Source organism: Algibacter sp. L3A6 (assembly GCF_009796825.1).
Classification (GTDB): Bacteria; Bacteroidota; Bacteroidia; order Flavobacteriales; family Flavobacteriaceae; genus Algibacter.
This window is the reverse complement of the sequence record NZ_CP047030.1, coordinates 3,069,456-3,089,867: the sequence shown is the minus strand read 5'-3', so window position 1 is coordinate 3,089,867 and position 20,412 is coordinate 3,069,456. Positions and strand designations below refer to the sequence as shown.

Below are 20,412 nucleotides of genomic sequence, written 5' to 3'. Positions count from 1 at the left end.
TGTTGTTGAAGTGAGTCAATAAACAAGTTGGCAACAATTTGACAGCTCATCCTTGCAAAACCACAACTGAGAATCATATTTTTCTATTAATAAGCTTTAAGATTTACTATTGTTATAAACAATATATTAAAAAATGAGAATTAAAATTTTAAATAAGATTGGAAAAATAATCGTAATAAGTTTTTGCATTTACGCAGTAATATCCTTATTTCTAATTTGTTGGCCTATCAAGCTTGAAAAAAATGTCAAAAATTATGATTATAGTTCAATAAAAACTCAAACTCATACAGATTTAGGAGTTGAACAATGGACAAAAATGAGAGATAATAAAGAAATTTTTAATCGAGTTTATAAAAGTCATAGTAAAGACATTATGATACTAATTCATGGCTCTGGGTCTGACAGCAGATATTTGGCAAATATCGCCAATGCAATTGCTAATAAAAATATAGCAACAGTAATAACACCCGATATGAGAGGACACGGAAGAAACACAGGAAAAAGAGGTGATATTGATTTCATTGGGCAACTTGAAAATGACATTGAAGATTTTATTCAATTTAGTAAGAACAATTTCAATGCTCGTAATATCATTCTTGCTGGACATTCTTCAGGTGGTGGGTTTGTGTTAAGGTTTATTGGCAATCCAAAAAATAAAAAAGTAGATAAAGCAGTTTTAATTTCACCTTATTTAGGATATAAAGCACCAACAGTAAAACCAAGTAGTGGTGGTTGGGTAAAAGTAGCATTGAGAAGAATAATCGGACTTTCAATGCTTAATAATGTGTATGTAAAAAACTTTAACCATTTACCTGTACTATTTTTTAATCGCCCAGAAACAATGAATGATAGTCTACAAGTTCCATCTTATTCGTATAATATGACTATGAATTTTTACAGCAAAGACCACCAAAAAGAGATAGATAACATTAATATACCTTGCATGGTTTTAGTTGGGAAAGAAGACGAAAGCTTTTATCCTGAACAATTTCCAATTGTATTTGAACCTGCCAAAAAATTTGTTCAAGTAGAAATTATGGAGAACGTAAAACATTTGGATATTGTAAAAAATATTAAAACATTCGAATTAATTCATGACTGGAATAAAAACAATTAAAAACTGTTGCCCAAAAAGTCGAACGGATTGAAATTGCGAATGAATTGCGAGGAAACATTTATAATATGACCTCAATTGGAGAAAAAGACACTTTGACTGTCGAGTTTAAGGATTCAACTTATACTGTATATGAATATAGCGACAGAAATTCACCTTGGCGAATTGCATCTTTTGAAAATAACGACATATTAGTTTTTGATAGAAAACTAGTTGTAATTAAGAAACATTAAAAAAGGGAGATGCAATTAGCTCTATTTCATGTGGTTTTTCTTGCAATTAATCTAACCAATTCAATTATTTTTATACTTCACGAACTTCTTATTCCAATATATTCATTCTAATATTTTGTATTATTTATTTCCCAATACAGAAATCAACTTTTCTTTATTTACAGGGCTTAACGAAAAATGAGGTACAAAACGACCCGGAAAGTGACCGGAAATTAGCACTACCATTTCAAAGGTAATAATTAGTGCTATTTCTATGATTAAAATAGCTCAAAATTGTTAGTTTTTTTTACACTAAAAAACTTAATCAAGATTTCAAAACAAGTTATACTTCTTCTCTCCTATTAATTTCACTTAAGATGTTAAGCTAATAATTACTCTTAGTTACCCCTAAAACCAACATCAAAAAACAATTTCAGTATTCCTAATTTTAATAAAGACATCTGGTATAATTATTAATTATAACCACATACTTTTGGGTTATTGTGTATAATTTAATAAACTTACACCTAAAATGCTAAAAAGCAAAAATCTCTAAATCCTAATTAATAGCAAATTATTGAGGTCTATAGGTTTTAAAATGTAGCGCTACTTAAAGTAAGTTACATTTAAATTAAAAGAATTATGAAAAAAGAAACAATAGACTTATTTAAAGAAATATTCGATACGAATAAAGAATATAAAAATACTATCATAGAACAACACATTAATAAACTAATAGAACTAGATAAATATTTACCAAGAACCGAGTCTTTTTTTATTGTAACCAACACTTCATTGCAAACCTACCCATTTGTTAGTAAAAACTTTGAGCTTACGTTAGGTTTAGATATAGAAAAAATGACTTCTATTGGACCTCAATACTGGCTTTCTCATTTTCATCCAGATGACCTAGTTGTTTGGATGAAGGCCTTACAAGATTTAATGACTTTTACAATGACCAAAGTAAAAAAAGAAGATCGAGAAAATCTAAATTACACTTGGAATTTTAGAGTAAAAAATAGTAAAGGCGATTTTTGCAATATTTTGGAACATCAAACCCCTACATATTTTGATGAAACAGGAAAACCTATTATTGGAATTGCCCATGCCACTGTTATTGGGAATGGAGAATATAGACCAATAATTTGCACTGTAAAAAAATTAAACAAAAACAATGAATACGAAACATTATACTATAAAAATTATGATCAAAACTTATTAGCTACCAACAGCCTAAGCAATAGAGAACAGGATATTCTACGATTGTTAACACTAAACCAAACAAGTAAAGAGATAAGTAAAAAACTTTTTATTAGCTCACACACAGTAGATGGACATAGAAGAAGTATACTAAAAAAACTGAAGTTTTCTTCAACTCAAGAATTAGTCCAATATTGTTTATTAAATCAAATTATTTAATAAACACTCAATATTGAGTGTTGCAGTATTAAATGATTTATGTTTTTTTTGTTAAAAAAAACATAAATATGAAAATACAAAATTAATATTACGTCTTGACGAATATGCATATTCTGAAAAATTTAGTTTTTATGTTTCAGATAAAGAGTAGTGTAAAAAGATTGGAAAAGCTTTTGAACACTTAGCCACAAAAAAACGAGAAGAAGAGCGTAAAACTTCGAGAGATAAATTTTAAAAACAACATACTATTAAAAATATATTTCAAATAAAAACAAAACCTTCTGTTTGTTTCTATTTCTTGGGTTTTACTTTAATTCTTTTTATGCGCAAAGCGCACATTATTTTGTTTTAATTAATAATACAAAATTAGCCCCTTGGTGCTCTGTAGATACCGATTTTAAAACCTTTATGCTATCAACAAAGTTAGATGCAGAAAAACGTAATAAAATAATTGAAGTTTTTAAAAATAGATTAAACCCTAATGAAGATAGCAATATAAAAAAAGTGGATTTATATGTAGGTGAATCAGATTATGTAGTTGTCTATAGATATATTATTAAAAGTGATGACTGCCCCTCTAAAACCTTTAAATACATTAAAGTTTTTAAGGCTTCCAGTAAAGAATAAAAAAAGCATACACCAAAGACCGTTATATAAGCCATAAAATTCTTTTAGAAACACAGCCTTTAAAAAAAAACGAAACAAATTTTATCCTAGATGCCAGTCAGTTTTTAAGAGAAAACTCTAAAAAAGACACTATCAAAAACACTGAAAAAGCTACCGGCATTGGGGTTAGAGGATAATATAAGTAACTAAAAACCAACAATATGAAAGTAAAAATAATTAGCATTCTTTTATTTAGCACTCTGTTAAACCCTGTATTTGCGCAAAAAATAGATTTCGAGAATGCTCCTTTAAACCCCATGGCATTTCAATTTAAAAGAGAACACTTTAATCTAAAAGGTCCCGTTTCTCGATGTGATAACCTATATTTTAATGAGGATGGATACTTAATTAAAGATAATACAGGTAATTGCACCTACAAATACGTAAACGGAAAACTTGTAAGCGATAATAAAGGCAATAAATATACGGTAAATAGCCAAGATTATATAATTGGTGTTATCGATAACTATGGCACCACAACAGATTACAAATACAACGCCGAAGGTCTGTTAATTTACGAAGGGAATAAATACGAAAATAAAACATACACTTATGATTCTAAGAATAGATTAATCCGTAAAAACGAAGGCGGATCAGAAAAAGTAGAGTTTGATGGTTCTGATTATGGGGTGCGTTACAATTACTTTGGTACTCCCGACGATCTAGAAGTGTTTTACAAATGGAATGCCGATGGAAAACCTAACAAATATAAATATGCTAATGGGCATTTAATCTATTCTAGTTTCTCGGAATCAAAAATAAGGCACTATAAATTTGATGATTATGGCAATGTTTTTAAAATAATTATAACAGGTGATGATAAAGAGATCGTTTATAACCAAAAACTTGAATATTTTGGTGTTGGATTTGTTGTTATGGAGAGAAGATTACTTAAACCACGGGTAGAAAAAACAATAGAAGAAACTATGGAGCCAGAGAGGGAATATAATGAAGAAGGAAAACTATTAAGCGAAAGATTTTTAGATAAAACCGAGTCTGGTGTTGTTAAAACTTATCATAGAAACGGAAAGATTAGTGAAAAATACATCTATAAAAATGGGAATCCTTACAATCTTTTGGAATACTACGACCAATACGGGAATGCTTTAAAAATAGGAACCTTTAAAAATGGGAATGGTAATCTTTTTATCTATGATGAAGATGGGACGTATTTAACCGAATTAATATATAAAAGCGGTGAATTAAAATTTTACGGATTTTAATTGTACATAACTCATTATTTTTAGTAATAGTTTTTTTTACTTCTGTAACCTCTTTCTTAAATGAAGAAAAGTAATATTCATTTTAATTTCAAATACACACTCAAAAACCTATAACGCAATTTATTTATGAATTTTAAAATTAAAAGCGCCATTGTTTTATGTGGTTTACTAATAAGTGCTGTTGCAATGGCACAAGTAAAAGAGTACCAGCAAGAAGGCAATTACCAAAATAGTAAAGGCAAACGCGATGCCAATGGCAACCCTGTTGGCGAATGGCAATATTATGGGGCATTTTCCAACACGAGACCTACCGAGTATTTTAATTATGACACCAGAGAATTTCGAGATTATTTTATCCAAGACATCACCACCAATAAACCCTTAATTCTGCAGGAAAAAGGAAAACTTAATAGCGATTTAAAAAAAACAGGCACATGGATAACCTACCATAATACTCGTAAAAGAGAAGCGATACATACAAAAGGGAATTATATTAATGGTGTAAAAGATGGAGAATGGCAACAACTTTACCTCGACGGATCGTTGCAAAGTATAGAAGTTTTTGAAAATGGTGCTCGCAGGGGCACTTGGAAGGAGTATTTTGAAGATGGTAAATTAAAAAAAAGTATGCAGTTTGAAGATAACATGCCCAATGGTGATTTTTCTGAAACTAAAAGATTTCCGGGCTATAGTTTTAAAACTTATGGAAAATACAAATTAGGCAGTAAACATGGCGATTGGATTATCTATTGCACTCATTCCAAAGGAGAATTTATTTATGAAAAAGCGGTTTACGATGCTGGTAGAGCAGTGGGGGAATTAAAAAGATTTAACGAAGATGGATCCATATTAAATATTGTTTCTCATAATAGCAAAGGCGAAATTTCGGAATCTAAGGAATTTTATGACGATGGTACCACTAAGAAAATTTCTAGACCTACTGCAAGTACCGACCATAATCCTGCAACAGAAAACACCGTGTATTTTAAAAATGGAAGTCTAAAGGAAAAGTATATAGAAAAAAAAGGCTATTATTACAATATCATTACCATGAAAGATATTGAGGGGAATACCCTAGATTACGGTACACTGCGGGATGGCATCGGTACTTTTAAACTTTATGATGAAGACGGACAATTAAAATCTATAGAAACTTTAGGTAGCAACGGGCGAAGAGGGCCTTATTCTACATTTGGTAGTGTTGAAATTGATGGCACGGCTTACCGCTATAAAGAAGTTGGGCAAATTGGTAGTGGTGGTAGAAAAGGCAGTTTTGATGTAATTATTGAAAAAAACGGAATCCAACAGACTTTACAAACCGATGTGTATTTTCGAAATGTTTCTATCAATCAGAAAAAATATAATCTTGAAGGCGAATTAATTAGTGAATTTAATATCAATAAATCTACAGGTGAAAAAATAGAAACAGATTATTACCCAACAGGTAAAGTGAAAACGAAATTGCAAAAGAAATACCCAAACGATTTATTAAACGTTTTAGAATGTAAAGACCCGAACGGTGAAGATTTAGATTTTGGTACTATAAAAAACGGAACAGGATCGTTTAAATTGTATAATATAGAAGGAAAACTAGAAACAACCTATATTTTGAGTGAAGGAAAAGTTACTGGAGAAAAATAATTTTTAAAGTTTTTATTTAGCATTCTATATACTTAATTTTAAGGATAATAATTCCGCATGAAGCAACACAACAGGGGCCGTTTTTTTAAAGCATTATTGAAATATATAACCTTAATTTCAATGTTGCTAATCAGTGTAAACGCAGATGCACAACAGCTAGTTTTAAGCGATAATTATAAATCGCAATATACACAAGAAGCTGTTTTGCCTGTCTCAAGCAATGCGTATGTATTGGTAAAAGATAGTACCGCTTTCTTATACAATGTAAATGCTGTGCTACCTTATAAAAAACAGATACTAAGCGATATTTATATATTAAATGATGTAGAACAAAAGTTACACACTATAAGTTTAGTACCGCAATATGTAGACCAAATAGAAGACAATACACAAGAGATAATTACGCTTGTAACCTATGTTTACGAAACAAACTATGCCATTTTAGATAAGGCTAAAACAAATGAATTAGTAAAACAATACGGCCACTTTATCCCAAAAACAGCGGTGCCAAATATAGTTTTTAATCAGACAATACATATTGAAGATAGCTATGCTACAAGTATTTATCAAAATCATCACCTATCACTACCATCATATTCTATAAGGATCGATAAAAACAACATTCTAGCTGTACACGCTAACGGAGATCTTGTCCTTACCGAAGTGAAAAACCATAAAGTAAATAGGTTAATAAAATGGACAAATTTTAATGGTTCTATAAGTCTTGTTAGCTCCGTAAAAATTGGCGATATGGTGCGTATTAAATTCCAACGATATCAGCCAGAGACAGATAAATTAGAAGATCTCTGGAGCATTATAGATATAAAAAATCAGGCTTTTGTAAGCATCAATTTAAAAGACTTTTATACTAATTTAAAGCACTTACAAGAACAAGATGCAGCACTACTTAATAGTACGCCTTATTTTCACAAAGCCATAAACGGTAGCAATATTAAGATGTTTGTACTGCCTAATGAAAACTTTGTTTGGTTAGATGACGAATCGTACTATTATAGTTCTGATAACTTGTTTGAATACGCCAACATGCAAAAGGAAAACAAAAGTTTTAGTCTTGATACGCATGCATACCTCTTTAATTATCCATCACGTATCTTACGAGCAATTGCACCACAAAAAAAAGATACAATAAGAATCTTAGAAAAGGCATATGTTAAAAATAAACAGAAAATAATAGTAGAACGCTGTAAAAATTGAAATGATTTTATCATCAAACTCATTTACAACCGATAGCCCCATCAATAACCAGATCTATTTTAGCTAAATCATGATCTACTTTAAACTATACTAGGTTATTAAAAATTAATGTGATAAGATGTACTACGTCCATCTCCTTCAACTTTAAATATTTGTAAATCTACTAATTTTTGTAAATCTCTTGTAGCTGTTGGTTTAGATGTTTGACTAATTCGCATATACTTTTTAGCAGTCATACCTCCTTCAAATCCTTTTGGCCCTTCTTTAAGCATACGTTTAACCGCTTTTAATTGCCTATCATTTAATTGGCTATCATAGCGGTCAAAAAGTTTAGCTTTTTTCAAGGTAAAATCAATCAAGGATTCTGCTTCATCTTGTGCTTTCAATATAACATCTAAAAAATACTCAAGCCAAGCAGTAATTTCATTACTACTTTGCCCCTCTTTCAATGCATTATAATACGCTTGTTTATTTCCTTCTATAGTTGCTGAAAGACTCAATAGAAGTGGGTAGCCTATAGACTGTGATAATGCTTTTTCTGCTATAGAACGTCCAATACGCCCATTGCCATCTTCAAATGGATGAATAGTTTCAAAATAAAGATGAGAGATAGCACATCTTATAGCGGCATGTTTAATCATTTTAGTCCCATTAGGCGCCGTTTCATTAAACCAAAAGATAAAGTTATCCATCTCTAATGATACCTGCTTAGAAGGTGGTGCTTCAAAATGAACAACCGGTTTATCTATTCTTCCAGACACAACTTGCATAGTATCTTCATGTACCCTCCATCTGCCTACATGAATATTCGAAGCTGTGGGGAATATCATTTTATGCCAATCAAAAAGTTTTTCTTTGGTCAGTTTTTCTGCATAGTTATTTTGTACATCTGTTATGAGCGTTGCCATACCCTCTGCATTTTTGTCTTTAATATATTCTGGGTTAACATTAAGACCTAGATTATTACGGATTGAGGATAACACATCTATTCGACTTAAATACTCACCTTCAATTTCGGAAGTTTTAATGGCTTCAGAAACCATAATATTTATCATAGCCTGCACATGATCTTCTCTTGTCATGGCTTTTAAAATACCACTGATACGTCCTGATTTTTCAATAAAGGTATAGAGTTTATCCTCCAGCTTGTTTATATCATAGCTAAATTTTGTCCAATCTTTTTGTTGCCAATTATAAGTCATGAGCCGATTATATTACGTAATTGGCTCAAAAATACATAAAATAATGAGCCGATTAACAAAATTAATCGGCTCATTATTAAACTATGTCTTCTTAAAACACAGTATTATTTTTACTTTAAACTAAATATATTAACAGATAACCCCATTCTTACCTCCTATTTAATTTAAACGAAGTTATTGGGTATTTAGAAATTTTTCTAAATTAATAAACTCGCACTCATAACAGAATCGGAATTATATGTTTTTTTAATAAAAAGAATAAAAAATCTTTACAGTTTATTTTTTTTATCTATATTTAAACTCCAATAAGCTATAAGCAAGCTTATTACCCTCTCTCCCTATTTATTTTCATAATTATAAGCACAAATTAATTTTAGTAATTAACGCTAAATATTATTGATGGGTTTGTTAATTATTACTCCTATATAAATGTTTGGTGTTATCTCGCAAACAAGAATCCATTATTTCTAACACAAGGAATTAACGGAAAATATAACATTAGAAACTGCTTTTCTTAATATAATATTCACCCGCGTAAATAAATGTTACCAATAATTAAATAAACATTAAACGCAATGAAAAACATGACTAACCTATAATAAATTATATAATGAAAACACCTATCAGCTTACTACTTTTATTTTTAGTTACTATTGTCCTTACAGGGTGTAATGATAATTTAAAAAATTATGAATTTATTGAATTAAACGAAGATGACATATCCAATTTTGAAACGAAAAAAGATTCCCTAAAATTTATAGAACTAGGAAAAGGTTCTACTTGGAAAATGTGGAAAGACTTACATAAAGAATGTATGAAAAACCAATGGCTAAATAAAAGCAGATACTTCGGAGTCTCGAATACTTTAAAGTTAGGCACAATTACAGATAGACATTTTAAAGAAGTATACAATACTTTAGATGGGTTGTTAACTCAAAATGAAATGGATTATGTGATAGATGAAGGTGCTGCACAAACTTGTGATTATATACGAAAAGTATCATTTGATTTTGAAAGTGAATTAGATGTAAATGTCAAAGGACAAAATCAAGAATTAAGTTTATTCATAGATAATTCTACAAACACCAATGTACAAATAAATGGTTGGCAGCAACAAAACTTGAATACTGATAGATTAGTTCAAGTTATGGAAGCTGATTCGGCTAAAAACAATAAAAACAAACAGTTATATGCAAAAAGACTAAAAGAAGAGAATAATCGCTTACTTTCCACTGTTGTTAAAATTAATGGATTTACTTCTATTATCCAATCATCAAAAAAAATATCTACTGACTTAAAATTAAAACTTGACGAAGGTTTAATTAATGCTTCCATAGGAAATACAGGAATTAATGTAAATTTCACCTATGTAGACAGCTTGACAATTAAAACTACTACTAATACCAGTTTTTATGTTTTTGGAAGGTATTTAAAAACCAAAAAACTTTAAAAAATGAAAAAGCTATTTTTTTTGTTGTGTGCTTTATTAGTAGCAACATATTGTCAAAGTCAAATTTCAGATTACAAAGAACTATTAAATAATGATGCGCCAATTTCTGACATTTCTTTAATAAAAACGACTAATGATTTTGACCAAAACAATTTAACACAAAATGAAATAGATATAAAAATAAAAGAATTAATATACAATTCTAAAACTCAAAACAATTTGTCTTTAGATATTCCTTTTAATTCTAAAAAGTTAAAATATGTAGGCAAAAAACATCCTAACGACTATTTAACATTTTCACATGATGCTTTCACAACAAGATTAAACCACCTCAATAAAGAATGTGAAATCTATGAATATGATACGATAAATATCTTTATAGAGTCAAAAGACAATAAAAACATATTAAATCTATTTTTCACATTAAGAGCTTTAACTATAATAAAGGTTAAATATCCGGAAGCATACTCTAAACTAATACAACAAAATATAAGTAAAAATGCTACTTCTTATATACTTCAGGCACCGTATAGAAGACCTTCTACTTTAAACAAAAATAATTCAATAATTTCATTCGATAATTCACCCATTGATATTGCTGCAAGTACAACTGATTTATTTTTTGGAAGTCAAACTAATATTGGAGGTTGGGACTACTATGAGAACACAAACAATTTAGTAATGTCGATTGATAATGAAACAATTTTGGGTGACCAAGACACAAAAGGAAGTAAGCCTATATATAAATTTGAAGATAAAGATGATAATTATTTTAATTATATGCGTGATGGATTAATAGAATCTATAATTCACGAATTTGTACATTTATATATAACCAACAGCGTTTCTATAGATGAAAAATCATTTTTCATTAACGAAATGAGGAATGATACCACAGATAAAAATTTTGATATTGATGTTGAGGAAGCTATAGTTTTAAACACTTGCCTAAAGTATTATAAAACGAAAGGTGGTATTTCTTATGAAGTATTAAACTTTTACGAAAAGATGTTACAAACAAAACAAGAGATTTTAACTAAAACTTTTAATTATTCCGATAAATTAAACCTTCAACGTTATTATGCATTAAAGTCTTTATCTAAAAGTACAGCCAAGAATTTTGAAGACATTTATTTTTTAAACATACTAAATTAACAAACTATAATTATGAAAAAATTATTATTCATTTTAGCATTTATTTTTATTTCCATTAATACAAATTCACAATCAGAAATTACTGGACAATTCTCAACTGAACAAATCAGTATGGTTATTGGTCAACAACAAAGAGCTGAACAAGGTTCTTGGAGTTCTACTATTAATGTTGGTCGAAGCTACCTAACTGTAAATGGTAAAAAATATAGCCTTTATCGTTATAGTGAAGAAGATATAAAAAAAATGTATCTTACCAGTGATGCACAGCAAGTTCAACAACCTCTAGCAGTTACGACTAAAGATTTTTACCTTTTAGGCTATCAATCCGAAAACGGAAAATATTGCCAAATCAAAGGAATTATAGATAATGAAAAAGGAATTATTTATTATGCTTCATTTATCAAAACATACAATTCAAACGAAATTATAAATGCTTTAAATAAATGTGGAAATTAAATAACTATTATCAAAAAAATGTTATTAGTCATTAAAAAACGAATAACTATAATCAATAAATTTTGCACCATCCTTTTTTTTTACTTGGATACCAGCAAAATATATAAGTAAAGCATAGACTATTCGACCATTTGAAAGTATTAATCTTGATTTTTAAAGACCTAGAGTATTTTTAAACTTACAATTTTCTATAATTAAATTTCAAGAATACATATTGGATTAGTTATTTATAATCAAAATGTCTTTTTGGAGTAATATTAAAAGGATATATAGCATCAAAACAGAGACCAGCTACATTAGGAATTATATAATAACAAATCCTTTAATTTTTTTTCACTCAGAGATTCGTTTTTATTAAATACTGTCTAAGTTCACTTTTCAACTTATTTAGTTCACTATTTAAAGGTTGTTTTTTATTGAACTGTTTAGTCCTTTTTATTTGAGCTTCCAGCCTATTAATCTGATTATTTAATTCTTGTATTTTTTGTTCTTTCTCTATTAAAGCATGCAAACCTTCTTCTGTTGAAGCTATTGAGTTGTTCGAAATTTTAAAACAAAAGTCTTCAAATACTTTATCTAAACTTATTTTTAAATCTAATTGATAATTTTTTTCTTGATTAACAAACCAATCTGTTTTAAACACCCAATCTACTACAGCATTATTTTCATTAACTGGATGTAAATGTTTCTGAGAAGTATATAACATTATCTCATCCATAAATGATATTAAAAATATTATATGATAAGGAATCGCCTTTTCAATGATTGGCAAAACAATTTCTACATTCTTTTTTTGCTTTAAAGTAATTTCAAAAATCTGAACCTCTAGTACTTCAACACCTTCTAAATTGATAGTATCAGGTCCTAGTTTATATTGCCATTTAATTTTATCCACAACATCTACAAATAATTGTTTTTGTTTAGATGTAGCGTATTCATAAAAAGCATTTTTAGGAATACTTTTATCTTTTTTAGCTTGAATTGGCAATTGAAAATAACTCATCTTATTTTATTACTAAAAATGAAATTAATTTAAAATCTTCTACCCCCTTAATTTGGCTTTTTCCAGAAGCAGTACCTCCAGCTTTAAATAAGCTTAACACTTCCTTTTCTTCTTCAGTAGCAACTATAGAACCTATACTCTTTTTTAAAAGGTTAGAATATTTCTCCATATCTCTATATTGGTTTGTTTCTACTTCAAATAATTTACAAACTTCAACTAGTGGCTCTCTTTTATCTTTACAAAGCATTCTAAAAACATCTAAGGTCTTCTTCCCGTCAATATGTCCAAACTTAACCTCTCCATTTTCTTTAATATAGACCATATAGTAAGGGTGCAAGCGATTCATTTTATCTATATTAACTGAAGTATTGATGTTTTTTAATACATATACAACACCCTTTTCAAAAAACTCATTTGCTTCTGTTATCGCATGTAGTCCTTCAGGAATACTTTTTAATTCACCATATTTTTTAATATAGTTAGACAAATCTATTCTAAAATCATTTAAGCCTAAGTCTGTTATACTAACACCTTCTCTTAAATCTTCCAAATCAACCACCTCTTCTTGTAGTTTTTTTAGCTGAATTTTTCTGTATTCTAAATCTTTCTCTTCTGAATTTAAATAATTATCATCACCAGTACTGGCCATATTACTGATTAACATTCTATTTTCTACTCTTGATTTTAAATTGATATAATTATCTAATGTAATATCTGGCCAAAAATTAACCATTGTAATAGTTGAATTAATTGAACCAATCCTATCTATTCTACCAAAACGCTGAATAATACGGACAGGATTCCAATGAATATCGTAGTTTACTAAAAAATCACAATCTTGTAAATTTTGACCTTCTGAAATACAATCTGTTGCTATTAAAACATCTATAGAGTCTTTAATATTAGGATGTAATTGCTGTTTACTTTTAGAGAGTGGCGAAAAACACGTTAATAATGTATTAAGGTCTGTTGGGATTTCTTTCGCAGTACATTTACGTTTACTTCCTGTTATTAATGCGGTATTTAAACCATAAAAAGTTTTAAATTCAGACTTTAAATTATTGTATAAATAATTAGCAGTATCAGCGAAAGCAGTAAAAATGATTACTTTTTTGTTATTAGGATTTTTAGGGTTTTCAATTTTTTCTTTTACTAATTCCTTTAGATCATTTAACTTATAATCTAAACCATCTTTAACCATAGAAATTTCAGATAAAAGTTGCTCTAATATTTCTACATCAGCAGTTAAATCTTCTTTCCATCGTCTGCCATCCATATCTGCGATATGAACTTTTACCTTTTTACCAATTACATTTTCTTCATCACCCCAATCTGCATCCCAATCCATGTCATTAGAGACATTTGCTTGTATTCCAGAAAAAGTATTTTCTTCTCCTTTATTTATTGCAGCTATAGCATTGGTTATTTGACCTAATATATTTTGAACCGTTAATCTAAAAGAATAGACAGAACTCTCAATACGCTTTAATAAATTCATACGCATTAAAATCTTCAAACTATTCTCCCTATCAATTTGAGCAAACTTACCTGAGCCTGCGTTTACTTTTTTGTCATACAAATCGGCATACATTTGTACCTTACTTGGTAATATGTAACTTAAAGGTGAGTATACGGAAAGGTTTAATAATGTTAACTTTTCTGCTATTTCTATATAATTTGTTCCTGTGTTTTTAGTTAATGCACTTTGAATAGATATTGGCTTATTTCTTTTTGGGAACTCCCCTATATCTGATGTATCATAATATGTGGTAATGTGTTTTCTAGAACGTGCAATGGTAAGACTATCTAAAATCTCAAAGAAATCAAAGTCTAACATCTCTAACAGTTTTTCAGTAGTCCGTTGTTCTGTTTCAAATTTCGACCAACTATTAAAAGCTTGTTGCGCTCTCCGAAAAACAGTATCAACACCCCTTTCTGTATCCAGTTTTTCATCAATTTTTTCTGAAGCACCTTCATATGCTAAAGCTAATTGATTTTTCAGATCGTTAAATCGATTATTTACGGGTGTAGCAGATAGCATTAAAACCTTAGTTTCAATACCTTCTTGCATTATTTTACGCAACAGCTTTTGGTACCTATTTTCTTTACCTACAGATGTATTATTATTTCTAAAGTTATGAGACTCATCAATTACTACTAAACCATAATTACCCCAATTAACATTCTCTAAATTTCGACCATTACTCATACCTCTTTCACGAGATAAATCTGTATGAAATAATACATCATACCTAAACCTATCCTTAGAAAGAATATTGTCTTTATCATTCTGACGATAAGTGTTCCAATTAGCTTCTAATTTTTTAGGGCATAAAACTAAAACATCCTTATTTCTTTTCTCATAGTATTTAATAACACCTAAAGCAGAAAAGGTTTTACCTAACCCAACACTATCCGCAATAATACAACCGTTATATTTTTCTAATTTATTTATAGCACCAATTACTGCATCTTTCTGAAAGTTATATAACTTAGACCAAACAAGTGTGTCTTTAAACCCAATCTCATCATTTGGTAAATTCTCCATTGCAATATCATCGAGAAAATCGTTGAAAATATTATAAAGTGTTATAAAATAAATAAATTCAGGACTGTTCTCTTTGTAAGCATTCTCAAAATACTCTTGAACAAAATATGTTACATCTTGTAAGCTTTCTTGGTTCTCCCAAATCTGATTGAACCATTCCAAGTACGCCTTACTTTGTGGAAAGTCTACTTTTTGAATTAATGTTGGAAATCCCTTTTTATGACTTACTCCTAAATCTGAAGTTGTAAAACCGTTGATATTAGAGAATGCAGCACCAGACTCTTTATTATCGATATGTATTAACCCGTTTAAAGGTGTGTTATCATTCTTATTAGATTTAAAGGTTACTTTATCTTTAACCCATTGCGAACATTCTTTAGCTATAGCCTTTTGATTTAGTTCACTCTTTAAACGTAATTCAAATTCACCACCACATAAATCAGCTTCATTAAAAATATGAGGAATGTAAAACTCTCTAGATTCTTTATTTAGCTTTTCCTTTAAAAATGTAGGTGAGGTAAAAATAAATTTAAGTTCTTCAATACCTTTTAATTCTTTTTTTAAAGCCTCAAAAGCATAGATAGAAAATGACGAAGCAGCTATAGCCATTTTACTGCCTTTTTTAATTTCTATTTTTAACTCATCGCTTAAACGATTATTTACATTATCTATTAATTTCATAAAAATTACATTATTCTATATTTTTCTAATATATCCCAAGGACTTGTTCTCATATTAGAGTGCCAAACTCTTTTTAAATCAACTCCGCTATCACTAGTTAAATAAATTTCATTTATATAATCTTCTAAATTTGTTGAATGTGCATTGGAATAATGATTTGATATATAATCTCTAGAGATTTTCCGAGTATATCTATCAGGTCTTTTAACTTTATCATAACCTAAACAGGTTTTGTTAGTAAATAATACTACAACTGTGCACCCGCCAGGTTTTAGACTCCAAGGATGAGTTCTATGTTTATCTCCAACCCATAATATTCTCGTTATAGATCCTGTTATATTATTTAACTGACTACTAATTTCTTTTTCAAACTCAGCCTCAGAAAGAGTAAATTTCAATTTCACACTAGGCTTTGCCTTTAATCTTACTCCTTTTTTTTTATTGTTTAACCATTTCTGATAACCTTCTTTTCTCTTTTTTTCTATAGCTAACTTCTTTTCTTCAGAATAAGGAATATTCTCCTTTTTTAAGGCAATTGGTTCTACTGAATTAGATGTAACCTCCTTCGAATTATATATGATTTCCCTACTTTTTTTTGTGTGAAAAAGCTTTCCAAATTCAGTAAAATAGTATATATAATAATATATCAGCACGAACACAAGATTTTCTAAATCAAACCCAGCTATAGCTAGAATAACGAAAGGAATAGCAAGAACAACTACAAAAGTTTTCATCCTATTTAAGTGTTACCATATCCAACATTTTTTCATAAGTACTTACTTTGCTAAAAAGCACTTCACCGTTACCAATTTCTTTAAAATGTTCTTCGGCACAATGTATTTTTAATGCTTCTATACCTCTTAAATCTTGTTGCTTATCTGAACCTTTTGTTTCTGCTACAAAGTATATTTCACGGACTTTTTCTTTTTCAAAAACGATTGCCCAATCTGGACTGTAACGCCCTGTTGGAATTGTGATGTAAAAACCTTTAGGTAATTTAGCAAATACAGAAACTGCTGTACTGGTGCTTAATGCTTCTGCAAATTCTTTTTCAATATTAGAATCTGATACAATATAATCATAGATATGTTTTTTAACTTCTTCTGAATTTCTATCTATGGTAATTTCATTGGTAAATACAGTTTTAGAATCGAAACGATCTTCGGTTTTATGAAAGGTAATATTGTTTAAAATTAAACTTGCTTTTACTTCATTTATTAAGCCTCCTGATTTTGCAATAAATTCTTCAGGATTTTTACGTAATAAAGCGAATTTCTGAGGGCTTATTTTCTTTAAAATAGCTACTATACTTCTTCGAGTTAAATTGGTCACATTTACTATTTCACCAACAATATCATATACTGTATCAGTATATAAATCTGCATTTAGTTTTTTAGCCTCTCTATTCGTTTGTTTAAATCCTTCTTTATTTTGTAATTCTTCTTTGCTGCTATCTTTAAGAAAACCTGTTTTAATTTCGTATACTCTATCTGAAATGTATAAATCTGCATTTAACCTAATTACACTATCATTGATTAATTTTTCAGTATCAAATTTTACTTCATAAATGGTTTTAATATTGATACGTTTCCATAATTCTTGAAATTCTTTTTTATGGAAATTTTTATTTAAAGAAACGGTGATTTTATCTCTATCATTTTCTGGTTTTAGCATTTCACCAGTATACACAGATTTTAATAATTTGGTAATAGAGGTTCTAAATGGTTCTAAATTTTCAGGTAAAGTTACTGTATTTTGTTCAATAGCTACTTTACCTTCTTCTGTAATTCTATCATCATCATCTATGATATCGTTTTTATACAAGATCTTATTCAACTTTTTAGCTACATCTTTATCAATGCGCATTTCTGCACCCATGGCATCTGTAACTACTTTCCCAAGAAAAAACTCTACTTCTGCTTTTTGTGGCCTATCTTTTAGTGTTGCTGCAATTTCTGACTGTAATCCTTTTGCAAAATCCTCATAACTTTCTGAAGCTATAATCGTTAGCTTATTAATACTATGAACAACATCACCAACGGTGTCATAATCTTGACGAACACCTTCTTTATTAACAGATAAACGCATACCACGTCCAACTTCCTGTCTTCTTCTTATTGTAGCTTCGGAATGTTTTAAAGCACAAATTTGAAATACATTGGGATTATCCCAACCTTCTTTTAGTGCGGAATGTGAAAAGATAAAACGGGTTGGTTCTTCCATACTTAACAAGCGTTCTTTATCTTTCATTATTAAATCGTAAGCAGAAATATCATCTGAATCTTCTTTACCCCGTTTAACACTAGGATCTATAAATTTTTTCTTTTTATCAATAGAAAAGTATCCGTTGTGAATTTCATCAGCTTTATCCCTATCTAAAAACTCTGCATATTCACTTGGAAAATATGCCTTGCGAGAAGTACCAGGATCTGTATCTTTTAAATAGTCATTGTATTCTTGTTGAAATAAATCTAAAAAATCACTTTTTAGTTTATTGTATTCTTCTTCAAATATTTGCGCATATTCACCTAAAACTTGTTCTCCATTTTCATCATATTTACGATACTTATCTACACTATCTATAAAAAATAATGACAATACTTTAATACCTTTATGATGTAACTCTTTCTCTTTTTGTAAGTGCGATAAAATAGTTTCACGAATTTGGATGCGTCTAAATGCTTTTTCATCTAAATCACCAATAGCATCACCTGCTTGTAAGGTTACACCATTAATAGAAATTGTATTAGAAGAGCCATTAATATCTGTAATTAAACAGTTTTTATACTGTGGCATTTCCCCTGACAATTCAAACAGGTTTGTCCCCTCATTTAAACGCTCTCTTTTACGCTTTACACCTGTACCCTGTCTTTTTTCATATTCAATAATGGCTACTGGTGGTTTACCTGCTTTAATAGCAATTTGTTCTAAATACACATAGCCAGTTGTACCTGTTGAACCTTTAAGGTTAATCCCTTTTACGTGTATTTTCTTCACTAACTTTTTACCGTAGGCATCTAAAGCATCTAAACGGTACACTTTATTATACTCCTCTTTATGCGTCGCGGAATAACGAATGGTAAATAAGGGATTAAAATCCTGCATACTCGCCAACGTCTTCACACCATCAACAGATTGTGGCTCGTCTATTATTAAAATAGGATTAGTATCTGCAATAATATCTATTGGACGTCTTGACTGAAAACTATCTATTTCGGCATAAATACGTCTGGCATCTTTACCACGTGCATTAAATGCATGGGTATTAATAATCATAACACTAATACGACTATCCGATGCAAAGTTCTCTATATCTGTAGGCTTGGAAGAGTTATAAATGAATGGTTTTATTTTATGACCGAACTTTTCTTGAAAATGAGTTTGTGTTACTTCAAAGGATTTGTAAACACCTTCTCTAATCGCTACACTAGGAACAATAATGATAAATTTAGACCAACCGTATTGCTCGTGTAACTCGTACATTGTGCGAATGTAGGTATAGGTTTTACCTGTACCTGTTTCCATTTCTATGGTAAGGTTAATTCCTTTTTTCTGTACTTTCGGTTTTTCTAAAATGGCACTTTCTCGAATATCATTTTGTTGCTGTACCTTTTGTATGTTTTCCAATAATTGACTATCCGTAATTTTTAGTAACTTGTTTCTATATCCAATATTTTCATCTACTTCCTCGGTAAATTTTAACGTGTTGATTCCTGCTGCTGCCTGTTTAGCTTTCTGCATTAACTGCTTACTACGTTCTAAGGTAAAATGACCTGATCCCTTTTCTTGCCCTAAGAAAGCATCTGTAATTGCTTTTACCGCATCTACTTGAAATTGTTGTTCTTTAAACTGTAGTTTCATTTTTAAAATTGTTCCTTAACATTAAAAACTCTTTTGTTTTCCAACACTTTACCTATCAAAATAAATGTTGCTTAACACAAAAAAGATCTATTAATCAATACTTTACTAATCATTGATTTCTATGGATAGTGTATTTAACTCTGTGCTTTTCTTATTGTCAGCACATAAAAAATAACATGAATGTACTTAAAAATCGTTTTCCACATAATCTTTAAAAGATTCATAGATTTTTTTTACATTTCCAGAAGGAGTCCATTCATACACTGAACCATTTATTGTATTTAAAACCAAATACATAGATTCTGTTCCTACATCTTCTAAAACAACGAAGTTTTTTTTCAAGCCAAAATTATCTTGCAATTCTTTAGTTTTTTTTAATGCATTAAAAAACTTTTCATTACCTAAGCCAAATACATCTCGTCCTTTCAAAGAAACGAAGCCATATTGTTTTAAATATTCTATATAATCAGATGGCAACTTTCCATCTATAATTTCTTTTAGCTTTATAATCTGTTTACTTGATACTCCTGATATTGAATTATCTATATTTTTAAACATAATGCCTT

16 protein-coding genes are annotated in these 20,412 nt (G+C 29.4%); 10 read left to right on the top strand and 6 right to left on the bottom strand.

What is annotated here, in order from left to right:
* Positions 1–133: 133 nt before the first annotated feature.
* The 7 genes from GQR98_RS12960 to GQR98_RS12930 all read left to right on the top strand — a co-directional run bounded on the left by GQR98_RS12960 (position 134) and on the right by GQR98_RS12930 (position 7,490).
* A complete protein-coding gene (locus GQR98_RS12960) occupies positions 134–1,117 on the top strand; it encodes an alpha/beta hydrolase (RefSeq protein ID WP_159019861.1) in 984 nt (327 codons plus the stop codon).
* A gap of 65 nt (positions 1,118–1,182) precedes the next feature.
* Positions 1,183–1,347 carry a hypothetical protein gene (locus tag GQR98_RS12955; RefSeq protein ID WP_159019860.1) on the top strand — a complete coding sequence of 55 codons (165 nt, stop codon included), beginning with the start codon at positions 1,183–1,185 and terminating at the stop codon, positions 1,345–1,347.
* Between the two features lie 621 nt (positions 1,348–1,968).
* Entirely contained in the window at positions 1,969–2,745 is a 777-nt protein-coding gene (locus GQR98_RS12950; protein ID WP_042501495.1) for a LuxR C-terminal-related transcriptional regulator, read from the top strand.
* Positions 2,746–3,030: 285 nt separating this feature from the next.
* A complete protein-coding gene (locus tag GQR98_RS12945; RefSeq protein WP_159019859.1) occupies positions 3,031–3,372 on the top strand; it encodes a hypothetical protein in 342 nt (113 codons plus the stop codon).
* A gap of 200 nt (positions 3,373–3,572) precedes the next feature.
* Positions 3,573–4,634, top strand: coding sequence for a hypothetical protein (locus GQR98_RS12940; protein WP_159019858.1), 1,062 nt, complete (start codon positions 3,573–3,575; stop codon positions 4,632–4,634).
* Positions 4,635–4,760: 126 nt separating this feature from the next.
* Complete coding sequence (locus tag GQR98_RS12935) at positions 4,761–6,275, top strand: toxin-antitoxin system YwqK family antitoxin (protein WP_159019857.1); 1,515 nt, start codon at positions 4,761–4,763, stop codon at positions 6,273–6,275.
* Positions 6,276–6,395: 120 nt separating this feature from the next.
* The gene (locus GQR98_RS12930; protein WP_233268007.1) at positions 6,396–7,490 is read left to right on the top strand and encodes a hypothetical protein; all 1,095 of its coding nucleotides are present in this window, start codon (positions 6,396–6,398) and stop codon (positions 7,488–7,490) included.
* A gap of 98 nt (positions 7,491–7,588) precedes the next feature.
* On the opposite strand, the gene GQR98_RS12925 is transcribed toward GQR98_RS12930, so the two are convergent.
* Complete coding sequence (locus GQR98_RS12925) at positions 7,589–8,692, bottom strand: Fic family protein (RefSeq protein WP_159019856.1); 1,104 nt, start codon at positions 8,690–8,692, stop codon at positions 7,589–7,591.
* A 610-nt stretch (positions 8,693–9,302) separates the two neighbouring features.
* Here GQR98_RS12925 and GQR98_RS12920 point away from each other — a divergent pair.
* Genes GQR98_RS12920 through GQR98_RS12910 form a run of 3 tightly spaced genes read left to right on the top strand, consistent with a single transcriptional unit; the run spans position 9,303 to position 11,753 of the window.
* On the top strand, positions 9,303–10,142 hold the full coding sequence (locus GQR98_RS12920) for a hypothetical protein (protein WP_159019855.1): 840 nt from the start codon (positions 9,303–9,305) through the stop codon (positions 10,140–10,142).
* Positions 10,143–10,145: 3 nt separating this feature from the next.
* Positions 10,146–11,297 carry a hypothetical protein gene (locus GQR98_RS12915; RefSeq protein ID WP_159019854.1) on the top strand — a complete coding sequence of 384 codons (1,152 nt, stop codon included), beginning with the start codon at positions 10,146–10,148 and terminating at the stop codon, positions 11,295–11,297.
* Between the two features lie 12 nt (positions 11,298–11,309).
* On the top strand, positions 11,310–11,753 hold the full coding sequence (locus tag GQR98_RS12910; protein WP_159019853.1) for a hypothetical protein: 444 nt from the start codon (positions 11,310–11,312) through the stop codon (positions 11,751–11,753).
* A 337-nt stretch (positions 11,754–12,090) separates the two neighbouring features.
* Here GQR98_RS12910 and GQR98_RS12905 read toward each other — a convergent pair whose 3' ends face one another.
* The 5 genes from GQR98_RS12905 to GQR98_RS12885 form a co-directional block, all read right to left on the bottom strand.
* Entirely contained in the window at positions 12,091–12,756 is a 666-nt protein-coding gene (locus tag GQR98_RS12905) for a DUF4391 domain-containing protein (protein WP_159019852.1), read from the bottom strand.
* 1 nt (position 12,757) lies between these two features.
* The gene (locus GQR98_RS12900; RefSeq protein ID WP_159019851.1) at positions 12,758–15,985 is read right to left on the bottom strand and encodes a helicase-related protein; all 3,228 of its coding nucleotides are present in this window, start codon (positions 15,983–15,985) and stop codon (positions 12,758–12,760) included.
* 5 nt (positions 15,986–15,990) lie between these two features.
* Positions 15,991–16,719 carry a hypothetical protein gene (locus GQR98_RS12895; protein WP_159019850.1) on the bottom strand — a complete coding sequence of 243 codons (729 nt, stop codon included), beginning with the start codon at positions 16,717–16,719 and terminating at the stop codon, positions 15,991–15,993.
* A gap of 1 nt (position 16,720) precedes the next feature.
* Positions 16,721–19,846 carry a type III restriction-modification system endonuclease gene (locus GQR98_RS12890; RefSeq protein WP_159019849.1) on the bottom strand — a complete coding sequence of 1,042 codons (3,126 nt, stop codon included), beginning with the start codon at positions 19,844–19,846 and terminating at the stop codon, positions 16,721–16,723.
* 186 nt (positions 19,847–20,032) lie between these two features.
* Positions 20,033–20,404, bottom strand: coding sequence for an SMI1/KNR4 family protein (locus GQR98_RS12885; protein WP_159019848.1), 372 nt, complete (start codon positions 20,402–20,404; stop codon positions 20,033–20,035).
* Positions 20,405–20,412: the final 8 nt, after the last annotated feature.

Coding starts and splice junctions, on each gene's coding strand:
- GQR98_RS12960 (WP_159019861.1), top strand. CDS start 134: ATGAGAATTAAAATTTTAAATAAGATTGGAAAAATAATCGTAATAAGT.
- GQR98_RS12955 (WP_159019860.1), top strand. CDS start 1,183: ATGACCTCAATTGGAGAAAAAGACACTTTGACTGTCGAGTTTAAGGAT.
- GQR98_RS12950 (WP_042501495.1), top strand. CDS start 1,969: ATGAAAAAAGAAACAATAGACTTATTTAAAGAAATATTCGATACGAAT.
- GQR98_RS12940 (WP_159019858.1), top strand. CDS start 3,573: ATGAAAGTAAAAATAATTAGCATTCTTTTATTTAGCACTCTGTTAAAC.
- GQR98_RS12935 (WP_159019857.1), top strand. CDS start 4,761: ATGAATTTTAAAATTAAAAGCGCCATTGTTTTATGTGGTTTACTAATA.
- GQR98_RS12930 (WP_233268007.1), top strand. CDS start 6,396: ATGTTGCTAATCAGTGTAAACGCAGATGCACAACAGCTAGTTTTAAGC.
- GQR98_RS12925 (WP_159019856.1), bottom strand. CDS start 8,692: ATGACTTATAATTGGCAACAAAAAGATTGGACAAAATTTAGCTATGAT.
- GQR98_RS12920 (WP_159019855.1), top strand. CDS start 9,303: ATGAAAACACCTATCAGCTTACTACTTTTATTTTTAGTTACTATTGTC.
- GQR98_RS12915 (WP_159019854.1), top strand. CDS start 10,146: ATGAAAAAGCTATTTTTTTTGTTGTGTGCTTTATTAGTAGCAACATAT.
- GQR98_RS12910 (WP_159019853.1), top strand. CDS start 11,310: ATGAAAAAATTATTATTCATTTTAGCATTTATTTTTATTTCCATTAAT.
- GQR98_RS12905 (WP_159019852.1), bottom strand. CDS start 12,756: ATGAGTTATTTTCAATTGCCAATTCAAGCTAAAAAAGATAAAAGTATT.
- GQR98_RS12900 (WP_159019851.1), bottom strand. CDS start 15,985: ATGAAATTAATAGATAATGTAAATAATCGTTTAAGCGATGAGTTAAAA.
- GQR98_RS12895 (WP_159019850.1), bottom strand. CDS start 16,719: ATGAAAACTTTTGTAGTTGTTCTTGCTATTCCTTTCGTTATTCTAGCT.
- GQR98_RS12890 (WP_159019849.1), bottom strand. CDS start 19,846: ATGAAACTACAGTTTAAAGAACAACAATTTCAAGTAGATGCGGTAAAA.
- GQR98_RS12885 (WP_159019848.1), bottom strand. CDS start 20,404: ATGTTTAAAAATATAGATAATTCAATATCAGGAGTATCAAGTAAACAG.